Here is a 16,572-nt window from a genome sequence, read left to right on the forward strand (position 1 = left end):
TTGTGGGAGCGAGCCTGCTCGCGAAAGCCCACCCGAGACCTTCGCGAGCAGGCTCGCTCCCACAAAATCATCAGCATCACGCCCCGTACGGGCTTTTGTTCACACAACGGGCAATCTAGTCAGCCAAGCGCCAGGTTGTCCCGCCTTTACTGTCTTCCAGCACCACACCCATTGCCGCGAGCTGATCACGGATACGGTCAGACTCCGCCCAGTCCTTGGCAGCGCGGGCAGCCAGACGCGCATCGATCAAGGCCTGCACCTGAGCGGCATCGATCTTGCCTTCAGCACCGGCCTGCAGAAAGTCATCCGCTTCAAGCTGCAACACACCCAGCACATCGGCCAATTGCTTGAGACGTGCCGCCAGACCGGCAGCCGCCTGCAGATCGGTTTCGCGCAACCGGTTGATCTCGCGAACCATCTCGAACAGCACCGCACAGGCTTCCGGCGTACCGAAGTCGTCGTTCATGACCTGGGTAAAGCGCTCAACAAAGGCTTCACCACCGGCCGGAGCAACCTTGGGCAACCCTTTCAGTGCGTTATAGAAGCGATCAAGGGCTGCCTTGGCATCCTTGAGATTGTCTTCCGAATAGTTGATCGAACTACGGTAGTGGCTCGACACCAACAGATAACGCACAACCTCCGGGTGATACTTCGCCAGAACGTCGCGAATGGTGAAGAAGTTGTTCAAGGACTTGGACATCTTCTCGCCATTGATGCGAATCATCCCGCAATGCATCCAGGCATTGGCGTAGGTTTTACCCGTAGCCGCCTCGCTTTGGGCGATTTCGTTCTCATGGTGCGGAAACTCCAGGTCGCTGCCGCCGCCATGAATATCGAAGGTCTCACCCAGGCAGCAGGTAGACATCACCGAGCATTCAATGTGCCAGCCCGGACGACCCGGGCCCCACGGCGACTCCCAGCTCGGCTCGCCAGGCTTGACGCCTTTCCACAACACGAAGTCCAGCGGATCGTCCTTGGCCTCGTCGACCTCGATGCGCGCGCCGATGCGCAGATCTTCGATCTTTTTGCGCGACAGCTTGCCGTAGCCCATGAACTTGGCAACGCGGTAGTACACGTCACCATTGCCCGGGGCATAGGCGTAACCCTTGTCGATCAGGGTCTGGATCATCGCGTGCATGCCAGGGATATGATCCGTGGCACGAGGCTCCATATCCGGCTTGAGGATATTGAGCCGCGCTTCATCTTCATGCATGGCCGCGATCATGCGCTCGGTCAGCACCTCGAAAGGCTCGCCGTTTTCACGCGCACGATTGATGATCTTGTCTTCAATGTCCGTAATGTTGCGCACGTAGGTCAGGTTGTAGCCGCTGAAACGCAACCAGCGGGTCACCAGATCGAAGGCAATCATGCTGCGACCATGGCCGATGTGGCAGTAGTCGTACACGGTCATGCCGCACACGTACATGCGCACATTGTTGCCGTCCAGCGGCTTGAAAACTTCTTTGCTCTTGGTGAGCGTGTTGTAGATCGTAAGCACGGCTTGTTCCTTCAAAACTTGATCACTGGCCCCACGAATCACGCAGGGTCACGGTACGGTTGAATACCGGGTGACCGGGTTTCGAGTCCTTGATATCTGCGCAGAAGTAGCCTTCGCGCTCGAACTGGAAACGGTCTTCCGGCTGTGCATTGCCCAGCGAGGGTTCAGCACGACAACCGGTCAGTACCTGCAGCGAGTCAGGGTTGATGTTTTCCAGGAAGCCCGCGCCGTCTTCGGCCTTTTCAGGGTTCGGCGAGCGGAACAGACGATCATACAAACGCACTTCGCATTCGACGCTGGCAGCCGCCGGCACCCAATGCACAACACCCTTGACCTTGCGACCTTCAGGGTTTTTACCCAGGGTCAGCGGATCGTACGAGCAATGCAGTTCAACGATGTTGCCATCGGCATCCTTGATCGCTTCGTCGGCACGGATCACATAGCTGCCGCGCAAACGCACTTCGCCCGCAGGCTCAAGACGCTTGTAGCCTTTTGGCGGCTCTTCCATGAAGTCTTCACGGTCGATGTAGATTTCACGGGCAAACGGCAGCACCCGTACACCCATGTCTTCTTTCGGGTGGCAAGGCAGCTCGAGGTTTTCGACCTGACCTTCCGGGTAGTTGGTAATAATCACCTTCAATGGACGCAGCACGCACATGGCACGCGGCGCGCTGTGATCAAGGTCGTCACGGATGCTGAATTCCAGCATGCCGAAGTCAACAACACCGTCAGAACGGTTGGTGCCGACCATGTCACAGAAATTACGAATCGATTTAGGCGTGTAACCGCGACGGCGGAAACCCGACAGCGTCGACATGCGCGGGTCATCCCAGCCGTTGACGTGCTTTTCATCGACCAGCTGCTTGAGCTTGCGCTTGCTGGTGATGGTGTAGTTGAGGTTCAGACGGCTGAACTCGTACTGACGCGGGCGCGCCGGTACTGGCAGGCTGTCCAGGAACCATTCGTACAGCGGACGATGGCTTTCGAACTCCAGGGTGCAGATCGAATGGGTGATGCCTTCAATGGCATCCGACTGACCGTGGGTGAAGTCATAGTTGGGGTAGATGCACCACTTGTCACCGGTCTGGTGGTGATGGGCATGACGGATGCGGTACATGATCGGGTCGCGCAGGTTCATGTTCGGCGAGGCCATGTCGATCTTGGCGCGCAGCACACGCTTGCCGTCTTCAAACTCACCGGCGGTCATGCGGGCGAACAGATCCAGGTTCTCTTCAACGCTGCGGTCGCGGAACGGGCTGTTCTTGCCGGGCTCGGTCAGGCTGCCACGGTATTCCTTGGCTTGCTCGGGCGTCAGGTCGCAGACGTAGGCCTTGCCTTCTTTGATCAGGTAAATCGCCCACTCGTGCAGTTGATCGAAGTATTGCGACGCGTAACGCACTTCACCGGCCCACTCGAAGCCCAGCCACTTGACGTCGCTTTCGATGGCGTCGATGTATTCCTGGTCTTCTTTTGCCGGGTTGGTGTCGTCAAAACGCAAATGCGTCACGCCGCCAAACTCTTGAGCCAGCCCAAAGTTCACACAAATGGATTTGGCATGACCGATGTGCAGATAGCCGTTTGGCTCCGGCGGAAAGCGGGTCACGATCTGTGTGTATTTACCCGAGTCTAGGTCCGCCTGAACGATTGGACGCAGGAAGTTAGCCGGGACAGCAGGGCCAGCCTTTGGATTCAGAGTGGGGTCGACAGTGGGCTTGCTCATAGGATCCTTGAACGTAACAGGGTGCGCGGCCTGGGTCGGCCGACTAAATCAAAGCGCCTATCATAGCCGATGCCGCCAAGTCACTGACAGAGCAGGTGCTCAATCAAAGCGATTGAAATGCCGGCTTTTAGTCCCCATATGGGAAAAACACCATCGAAATGCCGTGCGAGCACGCTAAACTCCGCCCGCGGCTGTATCTACCCAGCCAGCCCGGGAGATTGAGGTGTGTTCACCCCGCTCCCCGGCCCGACGAATTCCCTGATAGAGCGATACGACCATGACCCAAGTAAAACTGAGCACCAACCACGGCGACATCGTGATCGAACTGAACGCTGAAAAAGCACCGATCACCGTAGCCAACTTCATCGAATACGTAAAAGCCGGCCACTACGAAAACACCGTTTTCCACCGTGTAATCGGCAACTTCATGATCCAGGGCGGCGGTTTTGAGCCAGGCATGAAAGAAAAGAAAGACAAGCGTCCAAGCATCCAGAACGAAGCCGACAACGGCCTGCCGAACGAGAAGTACACCGTGGCCATGGCTCGCACCATGGAACCGCATTCGGCTTCCGCCCAGTTCTTCATCAACGTGGCTGACAACAGCTTCCTCAACCACAGCGGCAAAACCGCTCAGGGCTGGGGCTACGCCGTATTCGGTAAAGTCGTTGCAGGCCAGGACGTAGTAGACAAGATCAAAGGCGTTGCCACCACATCCAAAGCCGGCCACCAGGACGTGCCTAAAGATGACGTGATCGTCGAGAAAGCAGAGATCATTGAGTGATACTGCTGATTTCAGATTTGCATCTGGAAGAGGAGCGCCCGGACATTACCCGGGCGTTTCTGGATTTCCTGACCGGGCGTGCGCGCTCGGCTCAGGCGCTCTACATCCTGGGCGACTTTTTCGAAGCCTGGATTGGCGACGATGCCATGACCCCCTATCAGCGCTCGATCTGTGCAGCGCTGCGCATCCTGAGCGAGACCGGCACGCAGATCTTTCTGATGCACGGCAACCGCGACTTTTTACTGGGCCAGGCCTTTTGTAAAGCGGCTGGCTGCACCCTGATCAAAGACCCCAGCGTGGTCGACTTCTATGGCGAACCGGTTTTGTTGATGCACGGCGACAGCCTGTGCACGCGCGACGAAGCCTATATGCGCCTGCGACGCATCCTGCGCAACCCCGTCACTTTGTGGGTCCTGCGCCACCTGCCGCTGAGCACCCGGCATAAACTGGCGCGCAAGCTGCGCAGCGAAAGCCGCGCCCAGACCCGCATGAAAGCCAACGACATCGTTGACGTGACCCCCGAGGAAGTACCCCGGATCATGGCGCACTTTGGTGTGCACACCCTGATTCACGGCCACACCCACCGCCCGGCGATACACAAACTGCAGATCGGCGAACAGACCGCCCGGCGCATTGTGCTGGGTGACTGGGACCGCCAGGGCTGGGTACTGCAAGTGGATGAGCAAGGCATGCAGCTGACGCCGTTTGATTTTGCTCCGCCTGGCGCACAGTAAACTCGTGGGAGCGAGCCTGCTCGCGAAGGTTTCTGCACAACATCACAGATAAACCGCATGCCGACTTTCGCGAGCAGGCTCGCTCCCACAAGGGACTTGCAGGGCTCCAGCCCCTCTACCTCTAATGCCCGCTAGTCGCCGGCCCCGCCTTGGCTATAAACGGTGGTTTCGCCAGCCACACCAGCAGAATCAAGCCCATAAACAGCCAACCCATCATGGTGAAGTAATCCACGGTGGAGAACATATAGGCCTGACTGGTCAGAATCTTGTCCATCTGTGCATAGGCGGGCGTGCTGGCGCCCCCCAGGCTTTCGAGCGTATGCCGGGTCACAGGGTCATAGGCGCTGATGCTTTCGCTCAAGTAGGCATGATGCTGATCCGCCCGGCGAATCCAGATCCAGGTGGTCAAGGACGCCGCAAAGCTGCCGCCCAGTGTGCGCAGGAAGGTCGCTAGCCCCGCGCCATCAGCAATCTGATGCGGCGGCAAATCCGACATCAAAATGGTCAAGGTCGGCATAAAGAACAGGGCCACGCCAATCCCCATGAACAGCTGCACCATCGCGATATGCTGGAAATCCACCTCATTGGTGAACTCGGCACGCATAAAGCAGCTCAGGCCAATAGCCAAAAAGGCCAGCCCGGCCAACAGGCGCAAGTCGAATTTATTCGCGTACTTGCCCACAAAGGGCGACATCAAAACCGGCAAGATCCCGATCGGTGCCACCGCCAGACCGGCCCAGGTAGCGGTATAGCCCATCTGCGTCTGCAGCCATTGCGGCAAAATCAGGTTGATACCAAAGAACCCGGCATAACCCAACACCAGCACAATGGTGCCAATCCGGAAGTTACGGTGAGCAAACAGGCGCAAGTTGACGATCGGATGCTTGTCTGTCATTTCCCAAATGATAAAGGCCGCCAGTGCCACTACCGATAACGCCGTGCCCGAGAGGATGAAACTGGACTCGAACCAGTCCAGATCATTGCCCTTGTCGAGCACGATCTGCAACGCACCCACACCGATGATCAAGGTGATTAGTCCCACGTAATCCATCGGTTGACGGGTAATCACCACCGGGCGCGCCTTGAGTTGCTGGCGAACCACCATCACGGCAAAAATACCGATCGGGATATTGATAAAGAAGATCCACGGCCAACTGTAACTGTCGGTGATCCAGCCGCCCAAAATAGGCCCGGCAATCGGTGCAACCACCGTGACCATTGCCAGCAATGCCAATGCCATCCCCCGTTTTGCCGGGGGATACACCGCAATCAGCAAAGTCTGGGTCATGGGATAAAGCGGCCCTGCCACCAACCCCTGGAGCACGCGAAACCCGACCAGCTCTGGCATCGAGGTGGAAATACCGCACAAAAACGAGGCCAGAACGAACAGCATCGTGGCCCACAGAAACAACTTAACCTCACCAAAACGCCGGCTGAGCCAGCCGGTTAACGGCAAGGCAATCGCGTTACTGACCGCAAATGACGTAATGACCCAGGTACCCTGCTCCGAACTCACTCCAAGATTACCGGAGATGGTGGGCAAGGCGACGTTGGCGATGGTGGTGTCCAGCACCTGCATAAAGGTCGCCAGCGACAGGCCGATCGTGGCCATTACCAGGCTGGGAGGGGAAAATGACGCGTTTGTACTCATCGCAAATCCTTTAAAACCGGGGATGCAGCCCCACCCTTGCGGCGGGGCTCATGGATTGGCGAATCAGCGTTGGGCGGCCATGTCGCCAGTGCCAGCGCTGTTGCTGTCAATCAAACGCGTAATCAGGGCTTCGGCATCGACCAATTGCTGCGCATACACCGTGGTGGAGAACGAAGCTTTTTGCGGCGGTTGCTGAGCCAGAACCGGACCACTTTGGTCACGCAGGTTGACATCCACAGTCGTCGACAAGCCGACCCGCAACGGGTGCTCGGCCAGCTCATCGGCATTGATATGAATACGCACCGGCACACGCTGGACAATCTTGATCCAGTTGCCCGTGGCATTTTGCGCGGGCAACAGAGCAAATGCACTGCCGGTACCGGCACCGATACTGTCGATGGTGCCGCTGTATTTCACGCCGCTGCCGTAGATATCAGACTCAATATCCACCGCCTGCCCGATACGCATCTTGTGCAACTGGGTTTCCTTGAAGTTGGCATCGATCCACAGCTGGTTAAGCGGAATGACCGCCATCAACGCCGTGCCCGGCTGAACCCGCTGGCCCAGCTGCACGGTGCGCTTGGCCACATAACCGGTGACCGGCGCAATCAGGGTGGAACGGGCATTGGCCAGGTACGCCTGGCGCAGTTGCGCCGCTGCAGCCTTCACATCCGGGTGGTTGGCCACCGTGGTGTTATCGACCAGCGCCAGGGTGGTGTCGAGTTTTTGCTCGGCATTGCGCAAGGCGCTTTGCGCCGAAGACAGATCATCCCGGGCATGGGACAACTCTTCCTGAGAGATCGCCCCGCCTGCTGCCAGGCTTTTACGGCGGCTGTAGTTATCCTGGTTTTTCTGCACTTCAACTTTCTGCGCAGCCACCTGGGCTTTCATGCCCTTCACATCACTGAACAGGCCGCGTACCTGGCGCACGGTACGGGCCAGATTGGCTTCAGCGCTCTGCAGGCCGACCTGGGCATCGCTCGGATCGAAGTCAATCAGCACCTGCCCTTCATGCACCAGATCGCCATCATCGGCGCCGATACTCACCACCGTACCGGTGACCAACGGGGTGATTTCAACCACGTTGCCATTTACATAGGCATCGTCGGTGCTTTCATTCCAGCGACCATAGAGCTCTTCCCAGGCCCAGACACCCAGCCCGAGCAGGATGACCAAAATTGCCAGGCCGCTCAGCCAGAGCTTGCGTTTGCGCTGGCTGGCAGCGTCCTGGGGTTGTTGCGTTTCATTCGGTGTTTGCACAGTGGCCATGACGGGTACCTAAATTATTCTGCCAGCGAGGGCTTCAGCGGGAGCGGCCGCAGCCGGATTGCCGGGCTCAAGTCCGCCGCCCAGGGCTTGCATCAGTTGAATCGAAAGGTCGATCTGCTCGGCATTCAGGCCCGCCAGCTGGCGCTGCGCCTGCAACAATTGCTGCTCGATGCTGAGCACGTCGAGGTAGTTGCCGACACCCGAGCCGTAGCGCTGCAAGACGGTATCGAACGACTCCTGAGCGATCTGGGTGGCCCGTTGCTGGGCGCTTATCTGCTGGCCCACGGCACTTAACTGCGCCAGGGTGTCACTGACATCGCCCAGGGCGCCGACCAGGATCTTGTTGTATTGCGCCACCGCCAGATCGTAATTGGCGTCCTCTGCGTCCAGCCCGGCACGCAAACGCCCGCCATCAAAGATCGGCAGCGAAATCGCCGGGGCAATATTGAGGAAGCGACTGGCAGAACCGAACAGCGCATCACCCAGCAACGACTGGGTTCCCGCCGCTGCACTCAAATTGAGATTGGGATAAAAACGCGTCCGGGCGGCGGCAATATTCTTGCTCGCTGCCTCTACCCGCCAGCGCGCAGCCACCAGATCGGGGCGACGCCCCAGCAGTTCAGCTGGCAAGCTGCTCGGTAACGCCACGGCGCCCGGGGCGAGGGTTTTCGGGCGAGCGATATCCATCCCGCGGTCCGGCCCCTTGCCCAACAACACCGCCAGCGCGATGCGTGCACTTTTGAGTTGTTTTTCAGCATTGATCAACTGCTCCTGGGAGCTGGCCTCAAGGCTTTCGGTTTGCTGGTACTGGTAATGGCTGTCGATACCGGCTTGCAGGCGGCGCTTGCTCAGGTCCAGCATTTTACCGGTGCGTTCCAGGTCATCCCTGGCCAGGTCGCGCACGATAAAGGCATGTCCCAGGCTGCTATACCCCCGCGCTACATCGGCAGCCAGGGTCAGGCTCGCGGCCTGAGTGTCGACTTCGGCAGCGCGGGCCTGGCCCAACGCCGCTTCCCAGGCCGCACGCTGGCCACCCCATAGGTCGAAGGTGTAATTAAATGTCAGGCTGGCGTTACGTAGCGTGTCGTAACGGCCACCCTGGCCGGTCGGATCCTGGGAACGCGACAGGCGCGAACGCGAAACATCGGCCTCGGCATCCAGGGTCGGCATGCGTGCGGCATCTGCAGCCCCGGCTGCAGCCGTTGCTTGATGGGCGCGGGCACTCGCTATTTGCATATCAGGGCTGTCGCGCAACGCTTGTTCGATCAAGCCATCCAGCTGAGTGTCGCCCAGGCGCTTCCACCAGTCCTTTTCAGGCCATGCCGCCGGGCTGACGGCAATGCCTGCAAGGGTCCTGGCCGCTTCCAGGTTTTTCCCGTCCTGGCTCACGCCCTCGGTGTTCAGCCCGCTGTAGCTGGCACAACCGGCCAGCAGCATCGACGTAAAAACCAGGCTCAGGCCTGTACGCAGTGTCTTGTGGCTCATTTTTCACCTAAACGCATGACAGTGATGGGATCACCCGCTGCCAACAGTATTTTCTTGAGGATCTGTTCCAGGCTTTGCAGTTCTTGCGGGCTGATGGCGCCGGCCAGCTGGTTCATCGCATCGGCACCGACCTTCGGCAGAAGGCCTGCCAGGGCCTTGCCGTCTTCGCTCAGTACCAGCCGCACCTGGCGACGGTCAGCCTCGGAACGCTGGCGCACCAGCAGGTTTTTCTGCTCAAGACGATCGAGCATGCGCGTCATCGAGCCGCTGTCCAGGCACAGATGGCGGCAAAGCTCAGCCGGAGTGTCGACGTCGAACTGGGCCATGATGATCAGCACCTTGAACTGCGCCGCGGTGATGCCGTAAGGCTCCATATGGCGGTCAATGATCTTGTCTTTGAGCATGGCCGTGCGCCCCAGGAGCAAACCCAGGGTGCAGTTTTGAAAGTTATCGGGGTGAAAATGCTTCATCAGGGCACCAGGAAGCTGCCTAGGCAGTAATGTTTCTAAATATTACTGTCTAGGCAGCTAATGTCAAGCCGATTATTAGGTGGCTATCTATCTGGTTTTTCAGCGGGCACGCAAACCGGTGCCTAAGAGAGCAACTATCTAGATAATGGCGGGATTGTTGTGGGAGCGGGCTTGCTCGCGAGGGCATCGCCCTGCCTGCATGACAGACCGCAGCGTCTGTATCGCGAGCAAGCCCGCTCCCACAGTAGATCTACAGAAGACTCAAGAAACTGCCGGCACACCACTATGAAAGCGGAATTCAACATCCGGCGACTCAATCAGCTCCTGCTCCGCCGCCCTCACCCGCTCGATCACCTGGGCGATATCCTTGGCGTCGCCATACTGGTAGGCCAGCTTCAGATAACCCTGGAAATGTCGGGCCTCGCTCTTGAGCAGACCGAAGTAGAACTTGCCGAGCTCTTCGTCCAGATGCGGCACCAGCGCCTCGAAACGCTCGCAGCTGCGGGCCTCGATAAACGCCCCCACCACCAGGGTATCCACCAGTTTGACCGGCTCATGGTTGCGCACCACCTTGCGCAGCGCCGAGGCATAGCGCCCGGCCGATAGCTGGCGCAGCTCGATCTTGCGCTTTTTCATCAGACGCATGACTTGCTCGTGGTGCACCAGCTCTTCACGAGCCAGACGCGACATCATATTGATCAGGTCAACATGGGAGTGATATTTGGCGATCAGGCTCAGCGCCGTGCTGGCGGCCTTGAACTCGCAGTTTTTGTGATCGATCAGCAGGGTTTCCTGATCAGCCAGTGCCGCTGCAATCCAGCCGTCAGGCGTTCGGCAACCCAGGAACTCATGAATTTCAGGAAGATTCACGCGCACACTCCCAGACATTGGGAATTGCACGGCAGACCGGCAGTGATTTGAACAATTGCTGACATGGGACTCACAAAGACTGAATTGAGGCGAGCCGGTGATTATACGGGCCCCGGCGCGCAGCACCAACGACACAACTTGATATGCATCAACGCAGGTTCAACTGCCGACCAACTATAGTGAATGCACGCCTTTTCTATTACATGTGGAGTCACCGGTCATGCACAGCATTAACAGCCTGTTGGTCGTCATCGAGCCTCACCTGATGGAAAGCCTCGCACTCAAGCGGGCCAAGCACATTGCCAGTCACACCAAGGCGCATCTGCATCTATTGATCTGCGATAAAAAAAATGACCACTCAGCCCTGCTGAGCGTGCTTGAAAGCAGCCTCAAAAGCGAAGCCTACAGTGTGAGCAGCGAGCAGGCCTGGCACGAAAGCCAGCACGCCACCATTATCAAAGTGCAGCAGGCGCACAACTGCGGGCTGGTGATCAAACAGCATGTGCCCGACAACCCGCTAAAAAAAGTCCTGCTGACCCCTGAAGACTGGAAACTGCTGCGCTATTGCCCAAGCCCGGTGCTGCTGGCCAAAACAGCACAGAGCTGGGAGCACGGCGTGATACTGGCAGCCGTCGACGTGGGCAATAACGACCCGGAGCATATGGCCCTGCATACCAGCATTGTCGACCACGGCTTTCGCATCGCCAGCATGGCCCATGCCGAACTGCATGTGGTCAGCGCCCACCCGGCGCCAATGCTCGCAACAGTCGACGCGGTCTACCCGCTGGATACCGAGCTGGAACAGACCTACCGCGCAGAATGTAAAGTCTTCCAGCAACAATGCGAAATTGACGACAGCCGCCTGCATATTGAAGAAGGCCCGGCGGACGTGATCATTCCGCGGGTAGCCAAAAACCTGGACGCCGTGGTCACCGTGATGGGCACCGTCGCCCGTACCGGTTTTTCCGGGGCCCTGATCGGCAATACCGCCGAAGTGGTGATCGACAAGCTGGAAAGCGACATTCTGGTGCTCAAGCCCGATGACATCGTCGAGCATCTGGAGCAACTGGCGAGCAAGCTCTGAGCGCTTACTCGCCAAACGCATCCTTCAGAAAGCCCGGGGCGATATAGCGCTGATAATGCGCTTCGGACAGGAGGAAAAATTCCCGATCAATGGCATCGCGCAGATCGGTCAGCGGCCAGCCGCGAAACTCCGGCAACAGCACCATGCCGTACAGCTCCAGCTGGTTGATCACCCGCGCCCCGCGGGCAATCAGCTGGTAGGCCCAGCAATACTCGGACTGGGCAGGCACAAAGCGGATTTTGCGCGCCACCAGCTGGTCACGCAGCGTGGCCCGGTCGAACACTTCGACCTTGCCGGCCATCACCTGCACCAACAACTGCTCGAGCCGACGCCACACGGCACGCTTTTCTTCCTCGTTGTAACCGTTCCAGTTGATCACTTCATGATGGAAACGCTTGCAACCACGGCACACAAGGTCGCCGTAAACCGTTGAGCAAAGGCCTATGCAGGGGGTCTTGATGGTTTGATTGGACATGGCGAAATAGAGCACTGCAGAACGAAACAGGTGGCCATGTTAGCCCTTTGTCTAACGCAGATCACCCCTCAACCTTCAGGGCCTAACTTACCTTTAACAAGTTTTTACCGTAGAATCGGCCTGCCTTTTAAGGCGCCAATGTCCGTTAGAAGCTGTTTTCAAAGCGTCACGAGCACAGTTGATCCCGAAGAACGGTGTTGGTGAGGGGTGTTTGCACTGCAGATACCCCCACCGACATTCATCATCTCCCCCGTTCGGAAGGCGTAAAACTTTGAAAACAGCTTCTGTTGGGAATCCTTGAAACTCTGGCCAAGCGGCTCATAAAGCCGCGCAGCGCATGAGTGCTCGGCATTCCTGGATGAGCGTCCCGGACACCCATTTGGGACCAATGATGAGGGTAATAACTGTGCTTGAAGCCTACCGCAAACATATCGAAGAGCGCGCAGCACTGGGTATCGTTCCCCAGCCGCTTAACGCCGAACAAACCGCAGGCCTGGTTGAGCTGCTGAAAAACCCGCCTGCCGGCGAAGAAGAATTCCTCGTAGACCTGATCACCAACCGCATTCCGCCGGGTGTTGACGAAGCTGCTTACGTAAAAGCCGGCTTCCTGGCCGCGATTGCCAAAGGCGAAGCGACCTCTCCGCTGATCAGCAAAAAACGCGCTGTTGAACTGCTTGGCACCATGCAGGGCGGCTACAACATCGTGACCCTGGTTGACCTGCTGGACGACGCGGAGCTGGCTCCGGTTGCCGCCGAGCAACTCAAGCACACCCTGCTGATGTTTGACGCCTTCCACGACGTTGCAGAAAAAGCCAAGAACGGCAATGCCCACGCCAAAGCCGTGGTGCAGTCCTGGGCTGACGGCGAGTGGTTCAAGAACCGCCCTACCCTGGCTGACAAAATCAGCCTGCGCGTGTTCAAGGTAACCGGCGAAACCAACACCGACGACCTGTCGCCGGCACCGGACGCCTGGTCGCGCCCTGACATCCCGCTGCACGCCCTGGCCATGCTGAAAATGGCCCGTGACGGTATCGTGCCGGACGTGCAAGGCTCCATCGGCCCGATGAAGCAAATCGAAGAAATGCGCGGCCAGGGCTTCCCTATCGCTTACGTCGGTGACGTAGTCGGTACCGGTTCGTCGCGCAAGTCGGCAACCAACTCCGTACTGTGGTTCTTCGGCGACGACGTTCCTTATGTACCGAACAAGCGTGCCGGCGGTTTCTGCTTCGGCAGCAAAATCGCTCCGATCTTCTACAACACCATGGAAGATGCTGGCGCACTGCCAATCGAATTTGATGTTTCCAACATCAACATGGGCGACGTGATCGACCTGTACCCGCACGCAGGCAAAGTCTGCAAGCACGGTACTGACGAAGTCATCACCACTTTCGAACTGAAAACCCCGGTTCTGTTGGACGAAGTACGCGCTGGCGGCCGTATTCCGCTGATCATCGGCCGCGGCCTCACCGAGAAGGCTCGCGCCGAGCTGGGTCTGGGCCCTACCGACCTGTTCAAGAAGCCTGAAGCACCGGTTGAAAGCACCAAGGGTTTCACCCTGGCGCAGAAAATGGTCGGCAAGGCTTGCGGCGTGACTGGCGTTCGTCCAGGCACTTACTGCGAACCGAAGATGACCACCGTAGGTTCTCAGGACACCACCGGTCCTATGACCCGTGACGAACTGAAGGACCTGGCGTGCCTGGGCTTCTCCGCTGATCTGGTGATGCAGTCGTTCTGCCACACCGCGGCTTATCCAAAGCCGATCGACGTGACCACCCACCACACCCTGCCTGACTTCATCATGACCCGCGGCGGTGTTTCCCTGCGTCCGGGCGACGGCATCATCCACAGCTGGCTGAACCGCATGCTGCTGCCGGATACCGTCGGTACCGGTGGTGACTCCCACACCCGTTTCCCGATGGGCATTTCGTTCCCGGCCGGTTCGGGCCTGGTGGCGTTCGCCGCAGCTACTGGCGTAATGCCATTGGATATGCCGGAATCGGTTCTGGTTCGCTTCAAGGGCGAAATGCAACCGGGCATCACCCTGCGTGACCTGGTTCACGCCATTCCTTACGTCGCTATCCAGAAAGGCCTGCTGACGGTAGAGAAGAAAGGCAAGATCAACGAATTCTCGGGTCGTATCCTGGAAATCGAAGGTCTGGACAACCTGAGCATCGAGCAAGCCTTCGAACTGTCCGACGCTTCGGCAGAACGTTCGGCAGCCGGTTGCACCATCAAGTTGTCCAAAGAGTCGATCACCGAATACCTGAACTCCAACATCACCCTGCTGCGCTGGATGATCGGTGAAGGTTACGGCGACGCACGTACCCTCGAGCGTCGTGCTCAAGCGATGGAAGCCTGGGTAGCCAACCCTGAGCTGATGGAAGCCGATGCTGACGCCGAATACGCGCACATTATCGAAATCGATCTGGCTGACATCAAAGAGCCTGTGCTCTGCGCGCCAAACGACCCGGATGACGCCCGTCTGCTGTCCAGCGTTGCTGGCGAGAAAATCGACGAAGTGTTTATCGGTTCGTGCATGACCAACATCGGCCACTTCCGCGCTGCGGGCAAGTTGCTGGACAAGGTCAAAGGCCAGCTGCCAACCCGTCTGTGGCTGTCGCCGCCGACCAAGATGGACGCTCACCAACTGACCGAAGAAGGCTACTACGGTATTTACGGCAAAGCTGGCGCGCGCATGGAAATGCCGGGCTGCTCGCTGTGCATGGGTAACCAGGCACGTGTAGAGCCGAACTCGACTGTTGTGTCGACTTCGACCCGTAACTTCCCGAACCGTCTGGGTGACGGCGCGAACGTTTACCTGGCTTCGGCCGAGTTGGCGTCGGTTGCCTCGATCCTGGGTCGCCTGCCTTCCGTTGAGGAATACATGGCCTACGCGGCAGAGATCAACACCATGGCTGCGGACGTGTACCGCTACCTGAGCTTTGATCAGATCGCCGAATTCCGTGAAGCGGCAGCCAATGCCAATATCCCGGTTATTCAAGCGTAAGCTGATGCAGTAACGAAAAAGCCCCGACTCTTACGAGCCGGGGCTTTTTCATCTCTGGCGTTCAGTGATTTACAGCAGCGGTGATACGACTTGCTGCTCGCGCGGCCAGGCATCGAGCACGGCTTTGAACAAGGTCGCCAGCGGGATCGCAAAGAATATCCCCCAGAACCCCCATAAACCGCCAAACAACAGCACCGCACAAATGATCGCCACCGGGTGCAGGCTCACCGCCTCGGAGAACAGCAGCGGTACCAGCACATTGCCGTCCAGGGTCTGAATGATCCCGTAGACCGCCATCAGGTAGATAAACTGATCGCTCCAGCCCCACTGGAACAGCGCAATCAGCAGCACCGGCACCGTCACCACCACCGCCCCGACATAGGGCACCACTACCGAAACCCCCACTAGCAGCGCCAGCAAGGCCGCATAGTTGAGGCCCATGGTGACAAAGGCGATATAGGTCACGCCGCCACAAATGATGATCTCGATCACCTTGCCGCGAATGTAATTGGCAATCTGGCGGTTCATTTCTTCGGCCACGCGGGTAATCAATGCCCGTTCACGGGGCAAATAACCCCGCACCCAACGGCCAATCACCGCGCGGTCCTTGAGGAAGAAAAACACCAGGATCGGCACCAGCACCAGATAAATCATGATGTTGACCAGCAGCGGCAAACTGGACAGCGAAAAGGTCAGTGCCAGTTGCCCGAACTTGCCGATTTCACCCCGTGCAACTTCGATGGCCTGTAACACCTGCTCATCCGACACGAGGTGAGGGTAGCGCTCAGGCAGCAACAGCAACAACGATTGCCACTTGGCAAGCATGCCCGGCAGCTCGTTGAACAGGGTGATCAACTGATGCCAGAGCAAAGGCACTACCACCACCAGAAACACCAGCAACAGCCCCATAAACAGCGCAAACACCAGCCCGACTGCCGCCGCGGCCGGCATCCGCATGCGTTCCAGTGCAACCACCAGGCCCTGCATCAAATACGCCAGCACCATGCCCGCCAGCACCGGCGCCAGCATGCCGCCCAATGTCAGTACGGCGGTGAAAGCCAACACCAGCAACACCGCCAGCACCACTGCTTCTTCATCAGAGAAATAGCGCTGCACCCAACCACGTAAAACCTTGAACATCGATATTCCTTAAAAGAAAGTGCAGCGCTTCTGCGGCAGCTATTCATTCGCGAGCAGGCTCGCTCCCACAGCGAGGTCAAGCAGGCTCAGGCCTTGCGTAACCAGTAGCGATAAGTGCCAGCATCTACTTCTTCACGCAGCAACTCATGGCCTGCCAGGCGCGCGAAGGTACGAATGTCCCGTTGTGAGCCGGCATCGGTGGCAATCACCTTGAGGGTCTGGCCACTGCCCATTTTGTTAAGCGCCATCTTGGCCTTGAGCAGTGGCAGCGGGCAATTGAGCCCGGCAGCATCCAGTTCGGCATCATGGGCCAGCACATCAGTCATTGCATACGTCTCCACAGAGGGCTTTTTTTATGCGGGCTAGAATACCCCAAGCAACCCCGCCA

At 58.2% G+C, this 16,572-nt stretch carries 14 protein-coding genes; 4 read left to right on the forward strand and 10 right to left on the reverse strand.

What is annotated here, in order from left to right; translation table 11 throughout:
- Positions 1-115 precede the first annotated feature (115 nt).
- Both cysS and V6L81_RS19640 read right to left on the reverse strand, forming a co-directional pair.
- The gene (gene cysS, locus V6L81_RS19635) at positions 116-1,498 is read right to left on the reverse strand and encodes a cysteine--tRNA ligase (protein WP_095001710.1); all 1,383 of its coding nucleotides are present in this window, start codon (positions 1,496-1,498) and stop codon (positions 116-118) included.
- 22 nt (positions 1,499-1,520) lie between these two features.
- Positions 1,521-3,218, reverse strand: a complete 1,698-nt coding sequence (locus tag V6L81_RS19640) for a glutamine--tRNA ligase/YqeY domain fusion protein (protein ID WP_095019323.1) — start codon at positions 3,216-3,218, stop codon at positions 1,521-1,523.
- A gap of 277 nt (positions 3,219-3,495) precedes the next feature.
- Here V6L81_RS19640 and V6L81_RS19645 point away from each other — a divergent pair, with 277 nt between their 5' ends.
- The gene (locus V6L81_RS19645) at positions 3,496-3,999 is read left to right on the forward strand and encodes a peptidylprolyl isomerase (RefSeq protein ID WP_095001712.1); all 504 of its coding nucleotides are present in this window, start codon (positions 3,496-3,498) and stop codon (positions 3,997-3,999) included.
- Positions 3,996-4,733, forward strand: a complete 738-nt coding sequence (lpxH, locus tag V6L81_RS19650) for a UDP-2,3-diacylglucosamine diphosphatase (protein ID WP_338660277.1) — start codon at positions 3,996-3,998, stop codon at positions 4,731-4,733. The genes V6L81_RS19645 and lpxH overlap by 4 nt, the downstream gene beginning before the upstream one ends.
- A 121-nt stretch (positions 4,734-4,854) precedes the next feature.
- Here lpxH and V6L81_RS19655 read toward each other — a convergent pair whose 3' ends face one another.
- The 5 genes from V6L81_RS19655 to V6L81_RS19675 form a co-directional block, all read right to left on the reverse strand.
- On the reverse strand, positions 4,855-6,384 hold the full coding sequence (locus V6L81_RS19655; protein WP_095001714.1) for a DHA2 family efflux MFS transporter permease subunit: 1,530 nt from the start codon (positions 6,382-6,384) through the stop codon (positions 4,855-4,857).
- A gap of 63 nt (positions 6,385-6,447) precedes the next feature.
- The gene (locus V6L81_RS19660; protein WP_095019325.1) at positions 6,448-7,653 is read right to left on the reverse strand and encodes an efflux RND transporter periplasmic adaptor subunit; all 1,206 of its coding nucleotides are present in this window, start codon (positions 7,651-7,653) and stop codon (positions 6,448-6,450) included.
- A gap of 9 nt (positions 7,654-7,662) precedes the next feature.
- Positions 7,663-9,138 (reverse strand): efflux transporter outer membrane subunit, encoded by a 1,476-nt coding sequence (locus V6L81_RS19665; protein WP_095001716.1) that lies wholly within the window; start codon positions 9,136-9,138, stop codon positions 7,663-7,665.
- Positions 9,135-9,608: a MarR family winged helix-turn-helix transcriptional regulator gene (locus V6L81_RS19670; protein ID WP_095020911.1), complete on the reverse strand. Its 474-nt coding sequence runs from the start codon at positions 9,606-9,608 to the stop codon at positions 9,135-9,137. The genes V6L81_RS19665 and V6L81_RS19670 overlap by 4 nt, the downstream gene beginning before the upstream one ends.
- 261 nt (positions 9,609-9,869) lie before the next feature.
- The gene (locus tag V6L81_RS19675) at positions 9,870-10,478 is read right to left on the reverse strand and encodes a tRNA-(ms[2]io[6]A)-hydroxylase (RefSeq protein ID WP_095001718.1); all 609 of its coding nucleotides are present in this window, start codon (positions 10,476-10,478) and stop codon (positions 9,870-9,872) included.
- Between the two features lie 220 nt (positions 10,479-10,698).
- Between V6L81_RS19675 and V6L81_RS19680 the strand changes: the two genes are divergently transcribed.
- Complete coding sequence (locus tag V6L81_RS19680) at positions 10,699-11,562, forward strand: universal stress protein (protein ID WP_095001719.1); 864 nt, start codon at positions 10,699-10,701, stop codon at positions 11,560-11,562.
- A gap of 4 nt (positions 11,563-11,566) precedes the next feature.
- On the opposite strand, the gene V6L81_RS19685 is transcribed toward V6L81_RS19680, so the two are convergent.
- Positions 11,567-12,037, reverse strand: a complete 471-nt coding sequence (locus V6L81_RS19685; RefSeq protein WP_095001720.1) for a DUF1289 domain-containing protein — start codon at positions 12,035-12,037, stop codon at positions 11,567-11,569.
- A gap of 406 nt (positions 12,038-12,443) precedes the next feature.
- Between V6L81_RS19685 and acnB the strand changes: the two genes are divergently transcribed.
- Positions 12,444-15,044 carry a bifunctional aconitate hydratase 2/2-methylisocitrate dehydratase gene (gene acnB / locus V6L81_RS19690; RefSeq protein WP_095001721.1) on the forward strand — a complete coding sequence of 867 codons (2,601 nt, stop codon included), beginning with the start codon at positions 12,444-12,446 and terminating at the stop codon, positions 15,042-15,044.
- 69 nt (positions 15,045-15,113) lie between these two features.
- Here acnB and V6L81_RS19695 read toward each other — a convergent pair whose 3' ends face one another.
- Complete coding sequence (locus V6L81_RS19695; protein ID WP_095001722.1) at positions 15,114-16,184, reverse strand: AI-2E family transporter; 1,071 nt, start codon at positions 16,182-16,184, stop codon at positions 15,114-15,116.
- Positions 16,185-16,270: 86 nt separating this feature from the next.
- Positions 16,271-16,510: a sulfurtransferase TusA family protein gene (locus tag V6L81_RS19700; protein WP_095001723.1), complete on the reverse strand. Its 240-nt coding sequence runs from the start codon at positions 16,508-16,510 to the stop codon at positions 16,271-16,273.
- Between the last annotated feature and the right edge of the window lie 62 nt (positions 16,511-16,572).

The organism is Pseudomonas bubulae (genome assembly GCF_037023725.1).
GTDB classification, from domain to species: Bacteria; Pseudomonadota; Gammaproteobacteria; order Pseudomonadales; family Pseudomonadaceae; genus Aquipseudomonas; species Aquipseudomonas bubulae.